A 14,619-nucleotide genomic window follows, 5' to 3' on the forward strand; every position below is an offset into this window, starting at 1 on the left:
CGACGTACACGTCGCCTGCTTGGGGTGCGGGCCACGCCCGCGATTACAGCGAACGCAACCGCCGCGCGCCTTCGATCAGCGTCGCGTCGTCCTTCGAGAAACTGAGCCGGATCACGCCCGCGTCGGTGCCGTCGGTGTAGAACGCCGACAGCGGAATCGTCGCGACGCGCGCATCGCGGATCAGGCGCAACACGAAGTCGCTGTCGCGTTCGTCCGAGAAGTGCCGGAAGCGCGCGAGCATGAAGAACGAGCCTTCGCTCGGCAGCAGCTCGAAGCGCGAACCGGCCAGCTCGCGCGCGAGCAGGTCGCGCTTGGCCTGGTAAAACGCCGACAGGCCGAGATAGCTTTCCGGCCGCGCGAGGATTTCCGCGAACGCGACCTGCATCGGCGTATCGGCCGAGAACACCATGAACTGGTGCACCTTGCGGATCTCGTCCATCAGTTCGGCCGGCGCGACGCAATGGCCGACCCGCCAGCCCGTCACGTGGAACGTCTTGCCGAACGACGACACGATCACGCTGCGCTCGGCGAGCTCACGGTGACGCGCGACGCTCTGATGCTGCGCGCCGTCGAACACCACGTGCTCGTAAACCTCGTCCGACAGGACCACGATGTCGGTATTGCGCGTGAGCTGCGCGAGCCGTTCGAGATCGTCGGCGGAGAACACCGTTGCGGTCGGGTTGTGCGGCGTGTTGACGATGATCATTCGCGTGCGCGGCGTGATCGCCGCGGCGACTTCGTCCCAGTTCACGCGGAAATGCTCGGGCGACAGCTTGATCGCGACCGGCGTCGCGCCCTGCAACCGCACGATCGGCGCATAGCTGTCGAACGACGGCTCGAAATAGATCACTTCGTCGCCCGGATGCACGAGCGCGCTGATCGCCGCGTAGAGCCCTTCGCTCGCGCTCGCGATTACCGTGATCTCGGTGCCCGGGTCGTAGCGCGTGCCGTACAGCGCCTCCGTCTTCTCCGCGAGGCGTTCGCGCAGCGACGCGACGCCGGCCATCGGCGCGTACTGGTTGTGGCCGTCGCGCATCGCGCGCGCGACACCCTCGACGAGTGCCGGATCGGGCGCGAAATTCGGTGCGCCCTGCGACAGGTTCAGCGCATCGTGCTGCGCGGCGAGCTGGCCGATCACCGTGAAGATCGTCGTCCCGACGTCCGGCAGTTTCGAGCGGGGCGTGGTGGCGCTTCGCATGACTCCTCCTTCAGATGTCCTTCGCACCGGCCCGCGCGACGCGCGCGGCCCGGCTCATGACGCATGATTTAGCCCGAGTCAATAAGGGCGGACAATCGAAAGTTCGTCATGGCGGCCATGCATTTTTCTCATGATCGACCATACGCAAGGCTCAATGCCAAGGCCGTGTGGTCGGCAATGCATGCGCATCCGGCATTTCCCTTAGGCCCTGGTCGCGCTCGCGACGGGCTCGCGACGGGCTCGCGACGGATGCTCGGCCGCACGGCCGCGCCGCGCGTCACGCGCCCGCGGCCGCCAGATAAGCGCCCAGCACCGCCTGCAACTCGCCGCGCAACGCGGCGAAGTCGAGCGCCGGCCCGAGCGTGAGCAGCGCCTGCGACACGCCGCCGTAGCAGACGGCATGCGCCATCCGCGCGATCCCGTCGAGCCGCGCGGCCGGCGGCGGATCGCTGCACTGCGCAAGCGCGTCGTGCCACAGCGCGACATACGCGTCGTAATGGCGGCGGTATGCGGCGAGCGGCGACACCTGCCGCTCCAGCGCGAAGAACGCGCTCCACGGCGCGGCGTCGGCGGCGATCGCATCGACCTGCAGATCGACGAGCGCGGCCGCGAGCGCGGCGCGCGGCACGCCGCGCAGCCCGTGCGCCGCTTCGCGCAGCCGGTCGGCCAGCGCCAGCACGCGCCGGTGGATGCACAGCGCGGCGAGGCTCTGCTTGTCGCCGAAGTATTCGTAGAAGGTGCCGACGCTCACGCCCGCGACGGCCGCGATTTCGCGGATCGTCGCCTTCGCGTAACCGCGCTCGAGCAAAAGCTGAACGAAGGCCTGCTGAAGCGCCTCGGACGTGGCCTGCGCACGCGACTGGCGCGGCCGGCGGCGCAACGCGGGCGCGGGTTGCGCCGCCGGCTGGCCGGGCGGCGCCGGAACCTGAACATGTCGCGGCGGCATATTTGCTACTCTGAAATTCAGCGGAAACGCGTTTGACCGGCAGACCGCGAAGCACGAGACCGGAGACAGCCCGATGACCGAATCGACCCATGCCGTCACGAACCAGTTCGACGAACTGGTCGACTATAACCTCTTCGCCACCGACGTCGCGCTGCGCGAGGCCATCGCCCGCGCGGGCGCCGGCTGGGCCGTGCCGCGGCTCGACGCGTACGGCGCGCGGCTCGGCAGCGCCGACACCGCGCAGCTCGCCGACGAAGCGAACCGCCACACGCCGGAACTGAACGCGTTCGACCGCCGCGGCCGGCGCATCGACCGCGTCGACTTCCATCCGGCGTGGCACACGCTGCTCGGCATGTACCGCAACGAGGGCTTCGTGTCGCTCGCGTTCCGCGATACGCGCCCGGGCCGCTGGGCCGCGACCGCGGCCGGCTTCTACCTGCACGGCCAGATCGAGGCCGGCACGCTGTGCCCGGCGACGATGACGCAGGCCGCGATTCCGGTGCTGCAGAAGGAACCCGCGCTGTGGGACCTGCTGCGCGACAAGCTGTACAGCGATGATTACGATCCGCGCGACGTGCCGGCCGCCGACAAGCGCTCGATCTGGTTCGGCATGGGCATGACCGAGAAACAGGGCGGCTCCGACGTGCGCGCGAACACGACACTGGCGAGCGCCGTCGGCGCGGGCGGACGCGGCGGCGAATACCGGCTGCGCGGCCACAAGTGGTTTTTCTCCGCGCCGATGTGCGACGCGCACCTGGTCGTCGCGCGCACCGAAGCGGGCAGCCCGTCGTGTTTCTACGTGCCGCGCTGGCGGCACGACGGGACGAAGAACGCGGTCGAGATCCAGCGTCTGAAGAACAAGGTCGGCAACCGCAGCAACTCGAGCAGCGAGATCGAGTTGAACGACGCATGGGGCATCATGCTCGGCGACGAAGGCCGCGGCATCCCGACCATCATCGAGATGGCCACGCACACGCGGCTGAACTGCGTGCTCGGCAGCGCGGCGATGCTGCGCCAGGGCGTCGTGCAGGCGATCGCGTACACGCGCCAGCGCCACGCGTTCGGCCGCGCGCTCGCCGAGCAGCCGCTGATGCGCACCGTGCTCGCCGATCTCGCGCTCGAAAGCGAAGCCGCGCTCGCGCTCGCGATGCGTCTCGCCGATGCGTTCGAGCGCGACGACTCGCCGCGCGAACGCGCGTGGAAGCGGATCGTCACGCCCGCCGCGAAATTCTGGGTCTGCAAGCGCGCGGTCGAGCTGACCGGCGAGGTGATGGAAGTGTTCGGCGGCAACGGCTACGTCGACGACGGCCCGATCGCGCGGCTGTTCCGCGAAGCGCCGGTCAACTCGATCTGGGAAGGCTCCGGCAACGTGATGTGCCTGGACGTGCTGCGCGCGGTGTCGCGCGAGCCCGACGCGGCCGCGGCGCTCTTCGCCGAGCTGACCGACCTCGGCGCGGGCGAATCGCGCATCCGCGCGGCGCTCGATGCGCTGCGCGCGATGCTCGCGGCACCGGCCGATACGCTCGAGGCATCGGCCCGCGTGTTCGCGCAGCGGCTCGCGCTCGTCGCGCAGGCCTGCCTGCTGCGGCGCGACGCGCCCGCGGCCGTCGCCGACGCATTCATCGCGACGCGGCTTGCCGCGCCCGACTGGGGCCGCATCGCGGGCGGCTTCGATCCGCACGCGCTCGACGTCGCCGCGCTGCTGCAGCGCGCGTACCCGGCCTGACGGGCGCCGACCCCGCCGCCGACGCCAAAGAAAAAGCCACCGGACCCGACGGCCCGGTGGCTTCTTCACATGATGCCCCGCGCGGCGCCCTTCGACGCCGCCGGCGACTCACGCCATGCTTACTTGCCGCCGATGCTCTTCAGCGGCTTCCACTCGCCCTTCTCGACCTTGTACATCGTGATGCCGCCGTTCTTCAGGTCGCCCTTCGCGTCGTACGCGACGTGCGACGACGTGACGCCGGCCATGTCGGTCTTCGCGAGCACCGGCAGGTACTTCGCCGGATCGGTCGAATCGGCCTTCTTCATCGCGTTGAGCATCGCCATCGCGCCGTCGTACGCGTACGGCGAGTACGTCTGCACGTCTTCGCCGAAGCGCTTCTTGTACTTGTCGGCGTAGGTCTTGCCGCCCGGCATTTCCTCGAGCGGCAGGCCTGCCAGCGATGCGATCGTGCCGTCGGCCGCGTTGCCCGCGATCTTCAGGAACGTCGGCGTCTTCACCATTTCGCCGCTCATCAGCGGTGCGGTGATGCCGAGCGTCTTCATCTGCTTGACCATCGGCGCTGCCTGCGAATCCGCGCCGCCGTAGTAGACGAGGTCCGGCTTCGCCGCCTTCAGCTTGGTCAGGATCGCCTTGAAGTCGACGGCCTTGTCGTTCGTGAATTCACGGTCGACGATCGTCGCGCCGCCGGCCTTCGCAGCCTTCTCGAACTGGTCGGCGAGACCCTGGCCGTAGGCCGTGCGGTCGTCGACGATCGCGATCTTCTTCATGCCGAGATCCTTCGACGCGAAGGTGCCCGCCACCGAGCCCTGCTGCGTGTCGGACGTCATCATGCGGAAGGTCGTCTTGTAACCCTGCTGCGTGTATTCCGGCGCCGTCGCCATCGCGATTTCCGGAATGCCGGCGTTCGCGTAGATGCGCGAGGCCGGAATCGTCGTGCCCGAGTTGAAGTGGCCGAGCATGCCCTTGATGCCGTCGTCGACGAGCTTCTGCGCAACCGTCGTGCCGGTGCGCGGGTCAGCCTGGTCGTCCTGCGTCTCGAGCACGAACTTCACTGCCTTGCCGCCGATCTTCGGGTTCGTCGCGTTGAAGTCTTCCAGCGCGAGCGCGATCCCGTTCTGCATATCCTTGCCGTAGTGAGCCTGGGCGCCCGTCATCGGCCCTGCGTAACCGATCTTCACGTCGTCCGCATGGGCCGTCCCCGCAAGCGACATGACGGCGACGAACGTCGCGCCTGCCAGCTTTTTCATCGTGTGTTGCATAGCATCTCCTTGGTACCAGGGTAAATGGAGCGGCTTCGGGATCGCCTTGCCGCTTCCTTTGTTTGATCCGAACGGCAAGGATGGTCAGCCGATCGTCATCAAATTCGCATTGCCGCCCGCCGCGGCCGTGTTCACGCTCACCGAGCGCTCGGTCAGCAGGCGCTCGAGCGCGTAGTCTTCCGCGTCGCCGTTCTCGAACGCGCCCGCCGACACGCCCTGCACCGACACAATCGGGCCCGGCCGCTGCGCGACGTCCTTCACGAGCGTCTGCAGTTCGTCGCTGTCGCCTTCGAACAGCACCGCGTCGAACGGCGCGTCGGCCTGCTTGCGCACGGCCGCATGCGCCTTCAGCGCAGCCGGCAGCGCGGCGACCAGCGCCTCGCCCGCCGCGCCGACGAACAGCGCGCGGTTGCCCGTCGCCAGCACCGCCGCGAACTGCGCGCGCGCGCCGCCCGGCGTGGCCGCGACACACAGCACCGTGCCGCGCGGGCCGAGTGTATACGTGTTTCGCTCGCCCGTCGGCCCGGTCAGCACCGCGGTCGCACCGGCCGGCACCTGCGCCAGATAGCCGTCGCAACGTGCGGCCAGCGCCGGCTCGCGCTGCTCGATCAGCCAGTCGCGCAGCGCGGTGAGCGCCGCCGCCGGGTTGCTGCGCTGTTCGCCGTCAACCGCGCCGTCCGCGATCAGCGTCTGCGCGAGCGAACGCGGCAGGCCCGACGGACGCGTCGCGAGCAGGCGCTGCAGGTACAGCGCGCCGCCGGCCTTCGGGCCCGTGCCCGACAGCCCTTCGCCGCCGAACGGCTGCACGCCGACCACCGCGCCGATCACGTTGCGGTTCACGTAGATGTTGCCGACGTGCGCGTTCGAGATCACGTGCGCGATCGTCTCGTCGATCCGCGTGTGGATGCCGAGCGTCAGGCCGTAACCCGTCGCGCGGATCTGCTCGAGCAGCTTGTCGAGCTGGCTGCGGCGATAGCGCACGACGTGCAGCACCGGGCCGAACACTTCACGCTTCAACTCGTCGATGCTGCCGATCTCAATCAGCGTCGGCGGCACGAACGTGCCGTGCGCGCAGGCTTCAGGCGACGAGAGCTGCGTGACCGCGTGGCCCTTCTCCTTCATTGCCGAAACGTGCGTGTCGATCGTCTGCTTCGCTTCGGCGTCGATCACCGGGCCGACGTCGGTCGACAGACGGTCCGGGTTGCCGAGCGCCAGCTCGTGCATCGCGCCCTTGAGCATCGTCAACGTGCGGTCCGCGACGTCGTCCTGCAGACACAGAACGCGCAGCGCCGAACACCGTTGACCGGCCGAGTCGAACGACGACTGCATCACGTCGGCGACGACCTGCTCCGCGAGCGCCGACGAGTCGACGATCATCGCGTTCTGGCCGCCCGTTTCCGCGATCAGCGGAATCGGCTTGCCGTCCGGGTCGAGGCGCGCGGACAGCGTCTTGTTGATCAGGCGCGCGACTTCGGTCGAGCCGGTGAACATCACCGCGCGCGTGCGCGGATCGGCGACCAGCGCCGCGCCGACGGTCTCGCCGGTGCCCGGCAGCAGCTGCACCGCGCCGGCCGGCACGCCGGCCTCGCGCAGCAGGCGCACGGCCTGGGCGGCGATCAGCGGCGTCTGTTCGGCCGGCTTCGCGAGCACCGTGTTGCCGGCCGCAAGCGCGGCGGCCACCTGGCCCATGAAGATCGCGAGCGGGAAGTTCCACGGGCTGATGCAGACCACGGGGCCGAGCGGACGGTGCGTGTCATTCGAGAATTCGTCGCGGATCTGCGCCGCGTAGTAGCGCAGGAAGTCGACGGCTTCGCGAATTTCGGCGATCGCGTTCGGCAGCGACTTGCCGGCTTCGCGCACGATCAGGCCCATCAGCGTGTGCATCTGCGCTTCGAGCAGGTCGGCCGCGCGCACCAGGCAGTCGGCGCGCGCATCGACCGGCGTCGCCTGCCAGATCGGCGCGGCAGCCACGGCATGCGCGAGCGCCGCGCTCACGTGTTCGGCCGTCGCTTCGCTGACGGTGCCGACCAGGTCGCGCTGATCGGCCGGGTTGCGCACGTCGCGCGCCGGGGCGTCGGCGAGCGCGTCGTCGGCGAGCATCGGCGCCGCGCGCCACGGATGGTGCGCGCTCGCGAGCAGCGCGGACGACAGCGACGCGAGACGATGTTCGTTCGACAGGTCGAGGCCCATCGAGTTGGGACGCTCGTCGCCGTACAGGTTGCGCGGCAGCGGGATCTTCGCGTGCGGCGCGCCGAGCGGCACGACCTTCGATGCCTCGTCGACCGGATCGGCGACCAGCTCCTTCACCGACACGGTTTTATCCGCGATGCGGTTCACGAACGACGTGTTCGCGCCGTTCTCCAGCAGGCGGCGCACGAGGTACGCGAGCAGCGTTTCATGCGTGCCGACCGGTGCGTACACGCGGCACGGACGGTTCAGCTTGTCGCGGCCCGTGACTTCCTCGTACAGCGGCTCGCCCATCCCGTGCAGGCACTGGAATTCGTACTGGCCGGGGTAATAGTTCTGGCCGGCCAGGTGATAGATCGCGGCCAGCGTGTACGCGTTGTGCGTCGCGAACTGCGGGTAGACGGCGTCGGGCGCCGCGAGCAGCTTCTTCGCGCACGCGAGGTACGACACGTCCGTGTAGATCTTGCGCGTATAGACCGGATAGCCTTCGAGGCCGTCGACCTGCGCACGCTTGATTTCGGTATCCCAGTACGCGCCCTTCACCAGACGGATCATCAGGCGGTGACGGCTGCGGCGCGCGAGGTCGATCAGGTAGTCGATCACGAACGGGCAACGCTTCTGATAGCCCTGCACGACGAAGCCGATGCCGTTCCAGCCCGCGAGTTCCGGGTCGAAGCACAGCGCTTCCAGCAGGTCGAGCGACAGTTCGAGACGGTCGGCTTCTTCCGCGTCGATGTTCAGACCGATGTCGTAGCGGCGCGCGAGCAGCGCGAGCGCGCGCACGCGCGGCAGCAGCTCGCTCATCGTGCGGTCCTGCTGCGAGCGCGAGTAGCGCGCGTGCAGCGCCGACAGCTTGATCGAGATGCCCGGGCCTTCGTAGATGCCGCGGCCGCCGGCCGCCTTGCCGATCGCGTGGATCGCCTGCTCGTACGATGCGTAGTAGCGTTGCGCGTCCTCTTCGGTCGTCGCCGCTTCGCCGAGCATGTCGTACGAGTAGCGGAAGCCGCGCGCCTCGTACTTGCGGCTGTTCGCGAGCGCTTCGGAAATCGTCTCGCCGGTGACGAACTGCTCGCCCATCAGGCGCATCGCCATGTCGACGCCCTTGCGGATCAGCGGCTCGCCGCCGCGGCCGATCAGGCGCGTGAGCGCCGACGACAGGCCCGCTTCGCTGTTGGTCGTCACGAGCTTGCCGGTGATCATCAGGCCCCAGGTCGCCGCGTTCACGAACAGCGACGGCGCATGGCCGACGTGCGAGCGCCAGTCGCCCTTGCTGATCTTGTCGCGGATCAGCGCATCGCGGGTCGCGCGATCGGGAATGCGCAGCAGCGCTTCGGCGAGACACATCAGCGCGACGCCTTCCTGGCTCGACAGCGAGAACTCGTGGATCAGCCCCTCGACGCCGCCGCCCGAGCTCTTCTCGCGCAGCGCCTCGACGAGTTGCGTCGCGAGCGCCTGCGCGTCGGCCTGCAGGTTCGCCGGCAGGCGCGCCTGGCCCAGCAGGAACGGCACGCATTCCGGCTCGGGGCGGCGATACGCGGCCGTGATCGCCGCGCGCAGCACCGATTGCGGCTGCACGTTCTGGGCAAACTCGAGGAACGGATGCGGCGAGTTGTCGTCGTCGCCGTCCGTCGCCTGGCCGTCGGCAAGCTCCGTCACGCCGCTGCTGCCCGACAGTTCGGGCGGCAGCTGGCCGTGCTCGATCCGCTCGAGATACGCGAAGATCGCCTGCTTGATCAGCCAGTGGGGAGTGCGCTCGAGACGCGCTGCCGCGTCTTTCAGGCGCGAGCGGAGAAGGTCGTCGACTTTGACGCCGAGAGTCGTGCTTGCCATGGTGGGTTCGTGCGCCGGTGCGAGCCCGGCAATATGGTGTGAGAGGATGCGCGAAATCCTACGGCACGCAATAAAAAGGTGCAACCGAATTGACGGATTGGTTGCACCCACAAGTTATCCAATATAATCAGCCACTTATGAGGTTGCAACCTAGGGGTTGCCCGTGGTCGGCGGATCGGTGTTTTCCCTGATCAGGTCAAGTTGGCGCACTTGGGCAACCCGCGGCGTGCACCACCAAGGGGAAAAGCGGGTTGCACTGTGCTTGGCGGCGGGTCATGCAGGTGGGTGTGGGACGGGTCAGGAGGAGGATCGCGCGGTCGGTGGGTCGGCGGATCCGGCCGGCTCGGTATCGGCATGCGGCACGGCGGCCGCGCGCGCACCGCTCAGATATCGAGCGGATCGACCTCGACGCTCCACCGCAGCACGCCCTTCAGCGCACGCAGTTCCGGCTGCCATGCGCGCAGCGCGTGCTGCAGTGCCGCCCGCGACGCGCTTTCGAGCAGCAACTGCGCGCGGTGGACGTTCGCGACCTTGACGATCGTCATCGGCACCGCGTCGTAGACGGTCACGCGATCGGCGCCCGGCAGCCCCGGCAACGCGGCCGCGGCCTGCAGCAGGAACGCGAGCGCCGCGTCGAGCGTGCGTCCTTCGGCGCGCAGCAGCGCCTGGTAGACGAACGGCGGCAGGTGCGCGTCGCGGCGCTCGCCGAGCGTCGAATTCGCGAAGCCGACGTAATCCTGCCGGCCGAGCGCGTGATACAGCGCGTGACGCGGATAGCGCGTCTGCACGAGCACCTCGCCCGGCAGTCCGGCGCGCCCCGCGCGGCCGCTCACCTGCATCAGCTGCGCAAACAGCCGCTCGCTCGCGCGGAAGTCGTGCGAGAACAGCGCGGTGTCGGCATTGAGCACGCCGACGAGCGATACGCGCTGGAAGTCGTGCCCCTTCGCGATCATCTGCGTGCCGACCAGGATGTCGACTTCACCGGCGTGCACGTCCGAGAACAGCGCCTGCGCACTGCCCTTGCGTCGCGTGCTGTCCGCGTCGATCCGCAGTATCCGTGCGCCCGGCACCGCCTCGGCGAGCGCCTCCTCGATACGCTGCGTGCCGCGCCCGAGCGGCGCGATATCGACGTTCCCGCATTCCGGGCACGACCGCGGAATGCGCGCTTCCCAGCCGCAGTGATGACAGCGCAGTGCATGTTCGGGCTTGTGCAGCACGACGTAGGCGCTGCAGCGCGGGCAACCGGCGACCCAGCCGCATGCGTCGCACGCGAGCTGCGGCGCGTAACCGCGCCGGTTCAGGAACACGAGGCTCTGTTCGCCGCGCTCGAGCCGTGCCTTCAACGCCGCGACGAGCGGCCCCGACAGCCCGCCCATCGACGCGCGCCCGCGCCGCCGCTCCTCTTCGAGATCGATCAGCCGCACGGTCGGCAGCGTCGCGTCGGCCACCGCGCGGCGCGACAGCGTGAGCCGCGTGTAGCGGCCCTGATCGGCCTGCCACCAGCTCTCGAGCGACGGCGTCGCCGAACCGAGCACGACCGGAATGCCGAGATGCTTCGCGCGCCACACGGCAAGATCGCGCGCCGAATAGCGCAGCCCTTCCTGCTGCTTGTACGCGGGTTCGTGCTCCTCGTCGACGACGATCAGTGCAAGCGTCGGCAGCGACGCGAGCACCGCGAGCCGCGTGCCGAGCACGATCCGCGCGCGGCCGGTGTGTGCGGCGAGCCAGTTGCGCGCCCGCTCGCCCTCGGCGAGCCCGCTGTGCAGCGTGACGATCGCGTCGTCGGCGAGCGTGCCCGCGAAGCGTGCGCGAAACGCGGCCTCGAATTGCGGCGTCAGGTTGATTTCGGGCACGAGCACGAGCGCCTGCGCGTCGGGCCGCGCATCGAGCAGCGCGGCGAGCGCATGCAGATAGACCTCGGTCTTGCCGCTCCCGGTCACGCCATGCAGCAGGAACGGCGCGAAACCGTGCGCAGCGCGGATCGCATCGAGCGCCTCCGCCTGCTGGTCGGTGAGCGCCGGCGGCACAGTTCGTCCACTGGTTGTCGACAGGTTATCCACAGCTTTGGGCACAGGCGCGTCGGCCCAGCCGATTTCCTCGACGGCGACCCAGCCGCGCGCCGCCCAGTCGTCGAGCGTGGCGGCCGCCTTCGGATGCAACGCACGCGCATCGGGCAACGTCATCGAATCGGTGTCGGCGAGTGCCTGCGCGAGCCGCCGCAGCGCGGCCCCGCGCGCCGGCAGTGCGTCGGGCAGCGCCGCGCAGCCGGCTTCGGTCAGCCGGTAGCGCACCTCGGGTGCCAGCAGCCGGCCCCAGCGCTCCGCGTCGCGCAGCGCCTGCGGCAACGCCGGCAGCGCAACTTCGCCGCGACCGCGCTGGTAGTAATCGGCCGCGAACGACACCAGCGCGAGCCAATCCGGCGCGAGCGGCGGCAGCTCGGTACAAATCGCGTCGATCGCCCGCAACCGGGACGGCGGCACGTCGGTGTGAGTCGTCACTTCGCAGACGAGACCGACAACCTGCCGCTTGCCGAACGGCACCTGCACCAAGGTACCGGGCTCGGGCGCCGGCTGGACGTCGCAGCGGTAGTCGAACAGGGTGGCGAGCGGATGGTCGAGGGCGACCCTGAGGTAAGTGCCGTCCATCACCGCGCTCCGGCGACAATGCGAGGCGCACCGACGAATTGCACCCGGGCTCGCGCCACGGTGGCGAACTTAAAGTAAAACTTCAGATTCGGCGCTAAGTTTTGGATTCGCATTAGGAATCGCCGTATACCCTGACCAGCCTGTGGATAACTTTGTTGAGAACTCGCCGTTCAACAGCCGCGAAGCGCGCGGGGCCGTGCTTTCCGCTGTTTTCGGCCGCCCTCGACCGCGCCCCGCGGAGCCTTATTCCATAAGGCTGCTATTCAAATTACGAAACCATAGCGAGACAATTCGACCGATACAGAGCTCTACCGCGCTGCAACGTGGAAAATGTGTATAAGTCAAGTCTTGACAAGCCTTGAATCGGCAACCGTGGCGGGGTTGCGCCCTGTTTAGCACCGACAGCGAAACGCCGTCACCCCGCAGTGCAGCATGACACCACTTGCGCTCAGCCCGCCGCTCCGCTACGGATCTTACGGCTGTGGGTGTGCACTTCGTCGACGAGTTCGGCGACGTGGTCGGGCGAGGTGAACTGCGAAATGCCGTGGCCGAGGTTGAATACGTGACCCGGATGATTGCCGTAGCTGTCGAGCACCGCTCGCGCCTGCTCGCGCACCACGGCCGGCGGCGCAAACAGGATCGTCGGGTCGAGGTTGCCCTGTAGCGCGACGCGCCCGGCGACGCGTTCGCGCGCGGCGCCGAGATTGACGGTCCAGTCGAGGCCGACCGCGTCGACGCCGGTCGCCGCGATTTCCTCGAGCCACAGCCCGCCGCCCTTCGTGAACGTGATCACCGGCACGCGCTCGCCGTCGTGCTCACGCTTCAGCTGCGCGACCACGCGACGGATGTAGTCCAGCGAGAAGCGCTGGTATGCGCCGTCCGCCAGCGCGCCGCCCCACGTATCGAAAATCATCACGGCCTGCGCGCCGGCTTCGATCTGCGCGTTCAGGTAAGCGGCCACAGCCTGCGCGTTCACGTCGAGGATCCGGTGCATCAGGTCGGGGCGCGAATACGCCATCGACTTCACCGTGCGGAAATCGTCCGACCCGCCGCCTTCGACCATGTAGCACGCGAGCGTCCACGGGCTGCCCGAGAAGCCGATCAGCGGCACGCGCTGGCGGCCCTGGCCGTCGGTCAGCGCGCGGCGGATCTCGCGCACGGCGCCCGTCACGTAGCCGAGCGTCTCCTCGATGTCCGGCACCGCGAGCTTCGCGACGTCGGCCTCGGTGCGCACCGGATGCGCGAACTTCGGCCCTTCGCCGACCTGGAAGTCGAGGCCGAGACCCATCGCGTCGGGGATCGTCAGGATGTCCGAGAACAGGATCGCGGCGTCGAGCGGGAAGCGCTCGAGCGGCTGAAGCGTCACTTCGGTCGCGTAGTCGGGATTCTTCGCGAGGCCGAGGAAGCTGCCGGCGCGCGCGCGCGTCGCGTTGTATTCGGGCAGATAGCGGCCGGCCTGACGCATCAGCCAGATCGGCGTGTAGTCGGTCGGCTCGCGCAGAAGCGCACGCAGGAAGGTGTCGTTGAGCAGGGTATGGGCCACGGTAGGAGCGACGATGCGAAGGCAAAGCGGCATTTTACCGGAGCGCGGCCGCACGGCCGCGTATGCCGATGCGATGGCGGCCATATGACGCGCGCGATGGCTCCGTTATGATCGGACGCTGATATCGAACCGAACGAAGGAGGAGACCGATGAAGACATTCGCCACGCTGGCCACGCTCACCGCTGCCGTGCTTTGCTGCGCCGCCGCGCACGCGCAGGGCACGACCACTGCGGCGGCACCGACCGCCGCAGCCATCGGCTCGCGGCTCGACGACGTGGTCGCACGCGGCACGCTGCGCGTGTGCACGACGGGCGACTACAAGCCGTATTCGTACCACCGGCCGGACGGCCGTTTCGAGGGCATCGACATCGACATGGCCGAGTCGCTCGCGAAATCGCTCGGCGTGAAGGCCGACTTCGTGAAGACGAGCTGGTCGAACCTCACCAACGACTTCGTCGCGAAGTGCGATATCGCGGTAGGCGGCGTGTCGACGACACTCGAGCGCCAGAAGCGCGTGTTCTTCACGCAGCCGTACGTGGTCGACGGCAAGACGCCGATCGTGCGCTGCGCGGACGCCGACAAGTACCAGACCGTCGCGCAGATCGACCGGCCCGAGACCCGCGTGATCGTGAACCCGGGCGGCACCAACGAGCGCTTCGCGAAGCAGTTCTTCACGCATGCGAACCTGAGCGTCTATCCGGACAACGTGACGATCTTCAAGCAGATCCTCGCGGGCAAGGCGGACGTCATGGTGACGGATGCATCCGAGACGCTGCTGCAGCAAAAGCTGAATCCGGGCCTGTGCTCCGTGCATCCGGACAAGCCGTTCCAGTTCGGCGAAAAGGCGTACATGGTGCCGCGCGGCGACGTCGTGTTCCAGCAGTACGTCGACCAGTGGCTGCACCTGGCGCTGTCGTCCGGCGAATACCAGGCGATCTCCGACAAGTGGCTGAAGTGAGCATGAGCGCTCGCGGAACAAGCGGCCGATAACCGGCAGAGACCCCGTTATTGCCGCCGGCCGGGCGCACCGCCGTTACACATCGGCGTGGCGCCCGGCCGGCGTGAAATCGCGAATGGCCGACTATCGCGTGCCCCAATCACGTTTCAAAATCTTTCCGACGAATGATTCGTCAGATGCGGTATCTGCCGCGCGATGCGCATTCCGGCGTGTAAATCGGCAATTCACCGACGCCGATACGCATGAAAAACGCATTACGCGCACCCGATGAAAACTCTGCGGAAAAGATGGGTAAATATGACCTTTTTCAGGACCCCGAAAACAGC

Annotated in this window: 8 protein-coding genes; 2 read left to right on the forward strand and 6 right to left on the reverse strand. The window is 68.4% G+C overall.

Features of this window, described 5'->3' with window-relative positions; all coding sequences use genetic code 11:
- Positions 1-43: 43 nt before the first annotated feature.
- Both HWX25_RS06630 and HWX25_RS06635 read right to left on the reverse strand, forming a co-directional pair.
- Entirely contained in the window at positions 44-1,198 is a 1,155-nt protein-coding gene (locus HWX25_RS06630; RefSeq protein WP_175907793.1) for a pyridoxal phosphate-dependent aminotransferase, read from the reverse strand.
- 277 nt (positions 1,199-1,475) lie between these two features.
- Positions 1,476-2,144, reverse strand: coding sequence for a TetR/AcrR family transcriptional regulator (locus HWX25_RS06635; RefSeq protein ID WP_175907794.1), 669 nt, complete (start codon positions 2,142-2,144; stop codon positions 1,476-1,478).
- Between the two features lie 73 nt (positions 2,145-2,217).
- On the opposite strand from HWX25_RS06635, the gene HWX25_RS06640 reads away from it, so the two are divergent.
- Entirely contained in the window at positions 2,218-3,870 is a 1,653-nt protein-coding gene (locus HWX25_RS06640) for an acyl-CoA dehydrogenase family protein (RefSeq protein WP_175907795.1), read from the forward strand.
- Between the two features lie 119 nt (positions 3,871-3,989).
- Here HWX25_RS06640 and HWX25_RS06645 read toward each other — a convergent pair whose 3' ends face one another.
- From HWX25_RS06645 to hemE, 4 genes are all read right to left on the reverse strand, one after another.
- Positions 3,990-5,129, reverse strand: coding sequence for a branched-chain amino acid ABC transporter substrate-binding protein (locus HWX25_RS06645; RefSeq protein ID WP_059465030.1), 1,140 nt, complete (start codon positions 5,127-5,129; stop codon positions 3,990-3,992).
- A gap of 84 nt (positions 5,130-5,213) precedes the next feature.
- Positions 5,214-9,146: a trifunctional transcriptional regulator/proline dehydrogenase/L-glutamate gamma-semialdehyde dehydrogenase gene (putA, locus tag HWX25_RS06650; RefSeq protein WP_175907796.1), complete on the reverse strand. Its 3,933-nt coding sequence runs from the start codon at positions 9,144-9,146 to the stop codon at positions 5,214-5,216.
- Between the two features lie 383 nt (positions 9,147-9,529).
- A complete protein-coding gene (locus HWX25_RS06655) occupies positions 9,530-11,791 on the reverse strand; it encodes a primosomal protein N' (RefSeq protein ID WP_175907797.1) in 2,262 nt (753 codons plus the stop codon).
- 448 nt (positions 11,792-12,239) lie between these two features.
- Positions 12,240-13,334, reverse strand: coding sequence for a uroporphyrinogen decarboxylase (gene hemE, locus HWX25_RS06660; protein ID WP_279610106.1), 1,095 nt, complete (start codon positions 13,332-13,334; stop codon positions 12,240-12,242).
- Positions 13,335-13,483: 149 nt separating this feature from the next.
- Here hemE and HWX25_RS06665 point away from each other — a divergent pair, with 149 nt between their 5' ends.
- Positions 13,484-14,293, forward strand: coding sequence for a transporter substrate-binding domain-containing protein (locus HWX25_RS06665; protein ID WP_175907798.1), 810 nt, complete (start codon positions 13,484-13,486; stop codon positions 14,291-14,293).
- Positions 14,294-14,619: the final 326 nt, after the last annotated feature.

It is taken from the genome of Burkholderia sp. BCC1640 (assembly GCF_902833125.1).
Taxonomy (GTDB): Bacteria; Pseudomonadota; Gammaproteobacteria; order Burkholderiales; family Burkholderiaceae; genus Burkholderia; species Burkholderia diffusa.

Excerpts from the sequence above, each read along its gene's own strand:
- HWX25_RS06655 (WP_175907797.1), bottom strand. The coding sequence starts at position 11,791 with ATGGACGGCACTTACCTCAGGGTCGCCCTCGACCATCCGCTCGCCACC.
- HWX25_RS06665 (WP_175907798.1), top strand. The coding sequence starts at position 13,484 with ATGAAGACATTCGCCACGCTGGCCACGCTCACCGCTGCCGTGCTTTGC.
- HWX25_RS06645 (WP_059465030.1), bottom strand. The coding sequence starts at position 5,129 with ATGCAACACACGATGAAAAAGCTGGCAGGCGCGACGTTCGTCGCCGTC.
- HWX25_RS06630 (WP_175907793.1), bottom strand. The coding sequence starts at position 1,198 with ATGCGAAGCGCCACCACGCCCCGCTCGAAACTGCCGGACGTCGGGACG.
- HWX25_RS06640 (WP_175907795.1), top strand. The coding sequence starts at position 2,218 with ATGACCGAATCGACCCATGCCGTCACGAACCAGTTCGACGAACTGGTC.
- putA (WP_175907796.1), bottom strand. The coding sequence starts at position 9,146 with ATGGCAAGCACGACTCTCGGCGTCAAAGTCGACGACCTTCTCCGCTCG.
- HWX25_RS06635 (WP_175907794.1), bottom strand. The coding sequence starts at position 2,144 with ATGCCGCCGCGACATGTTCAGGTTCCGGCGCCGCCCGGCCAGCCGGCG.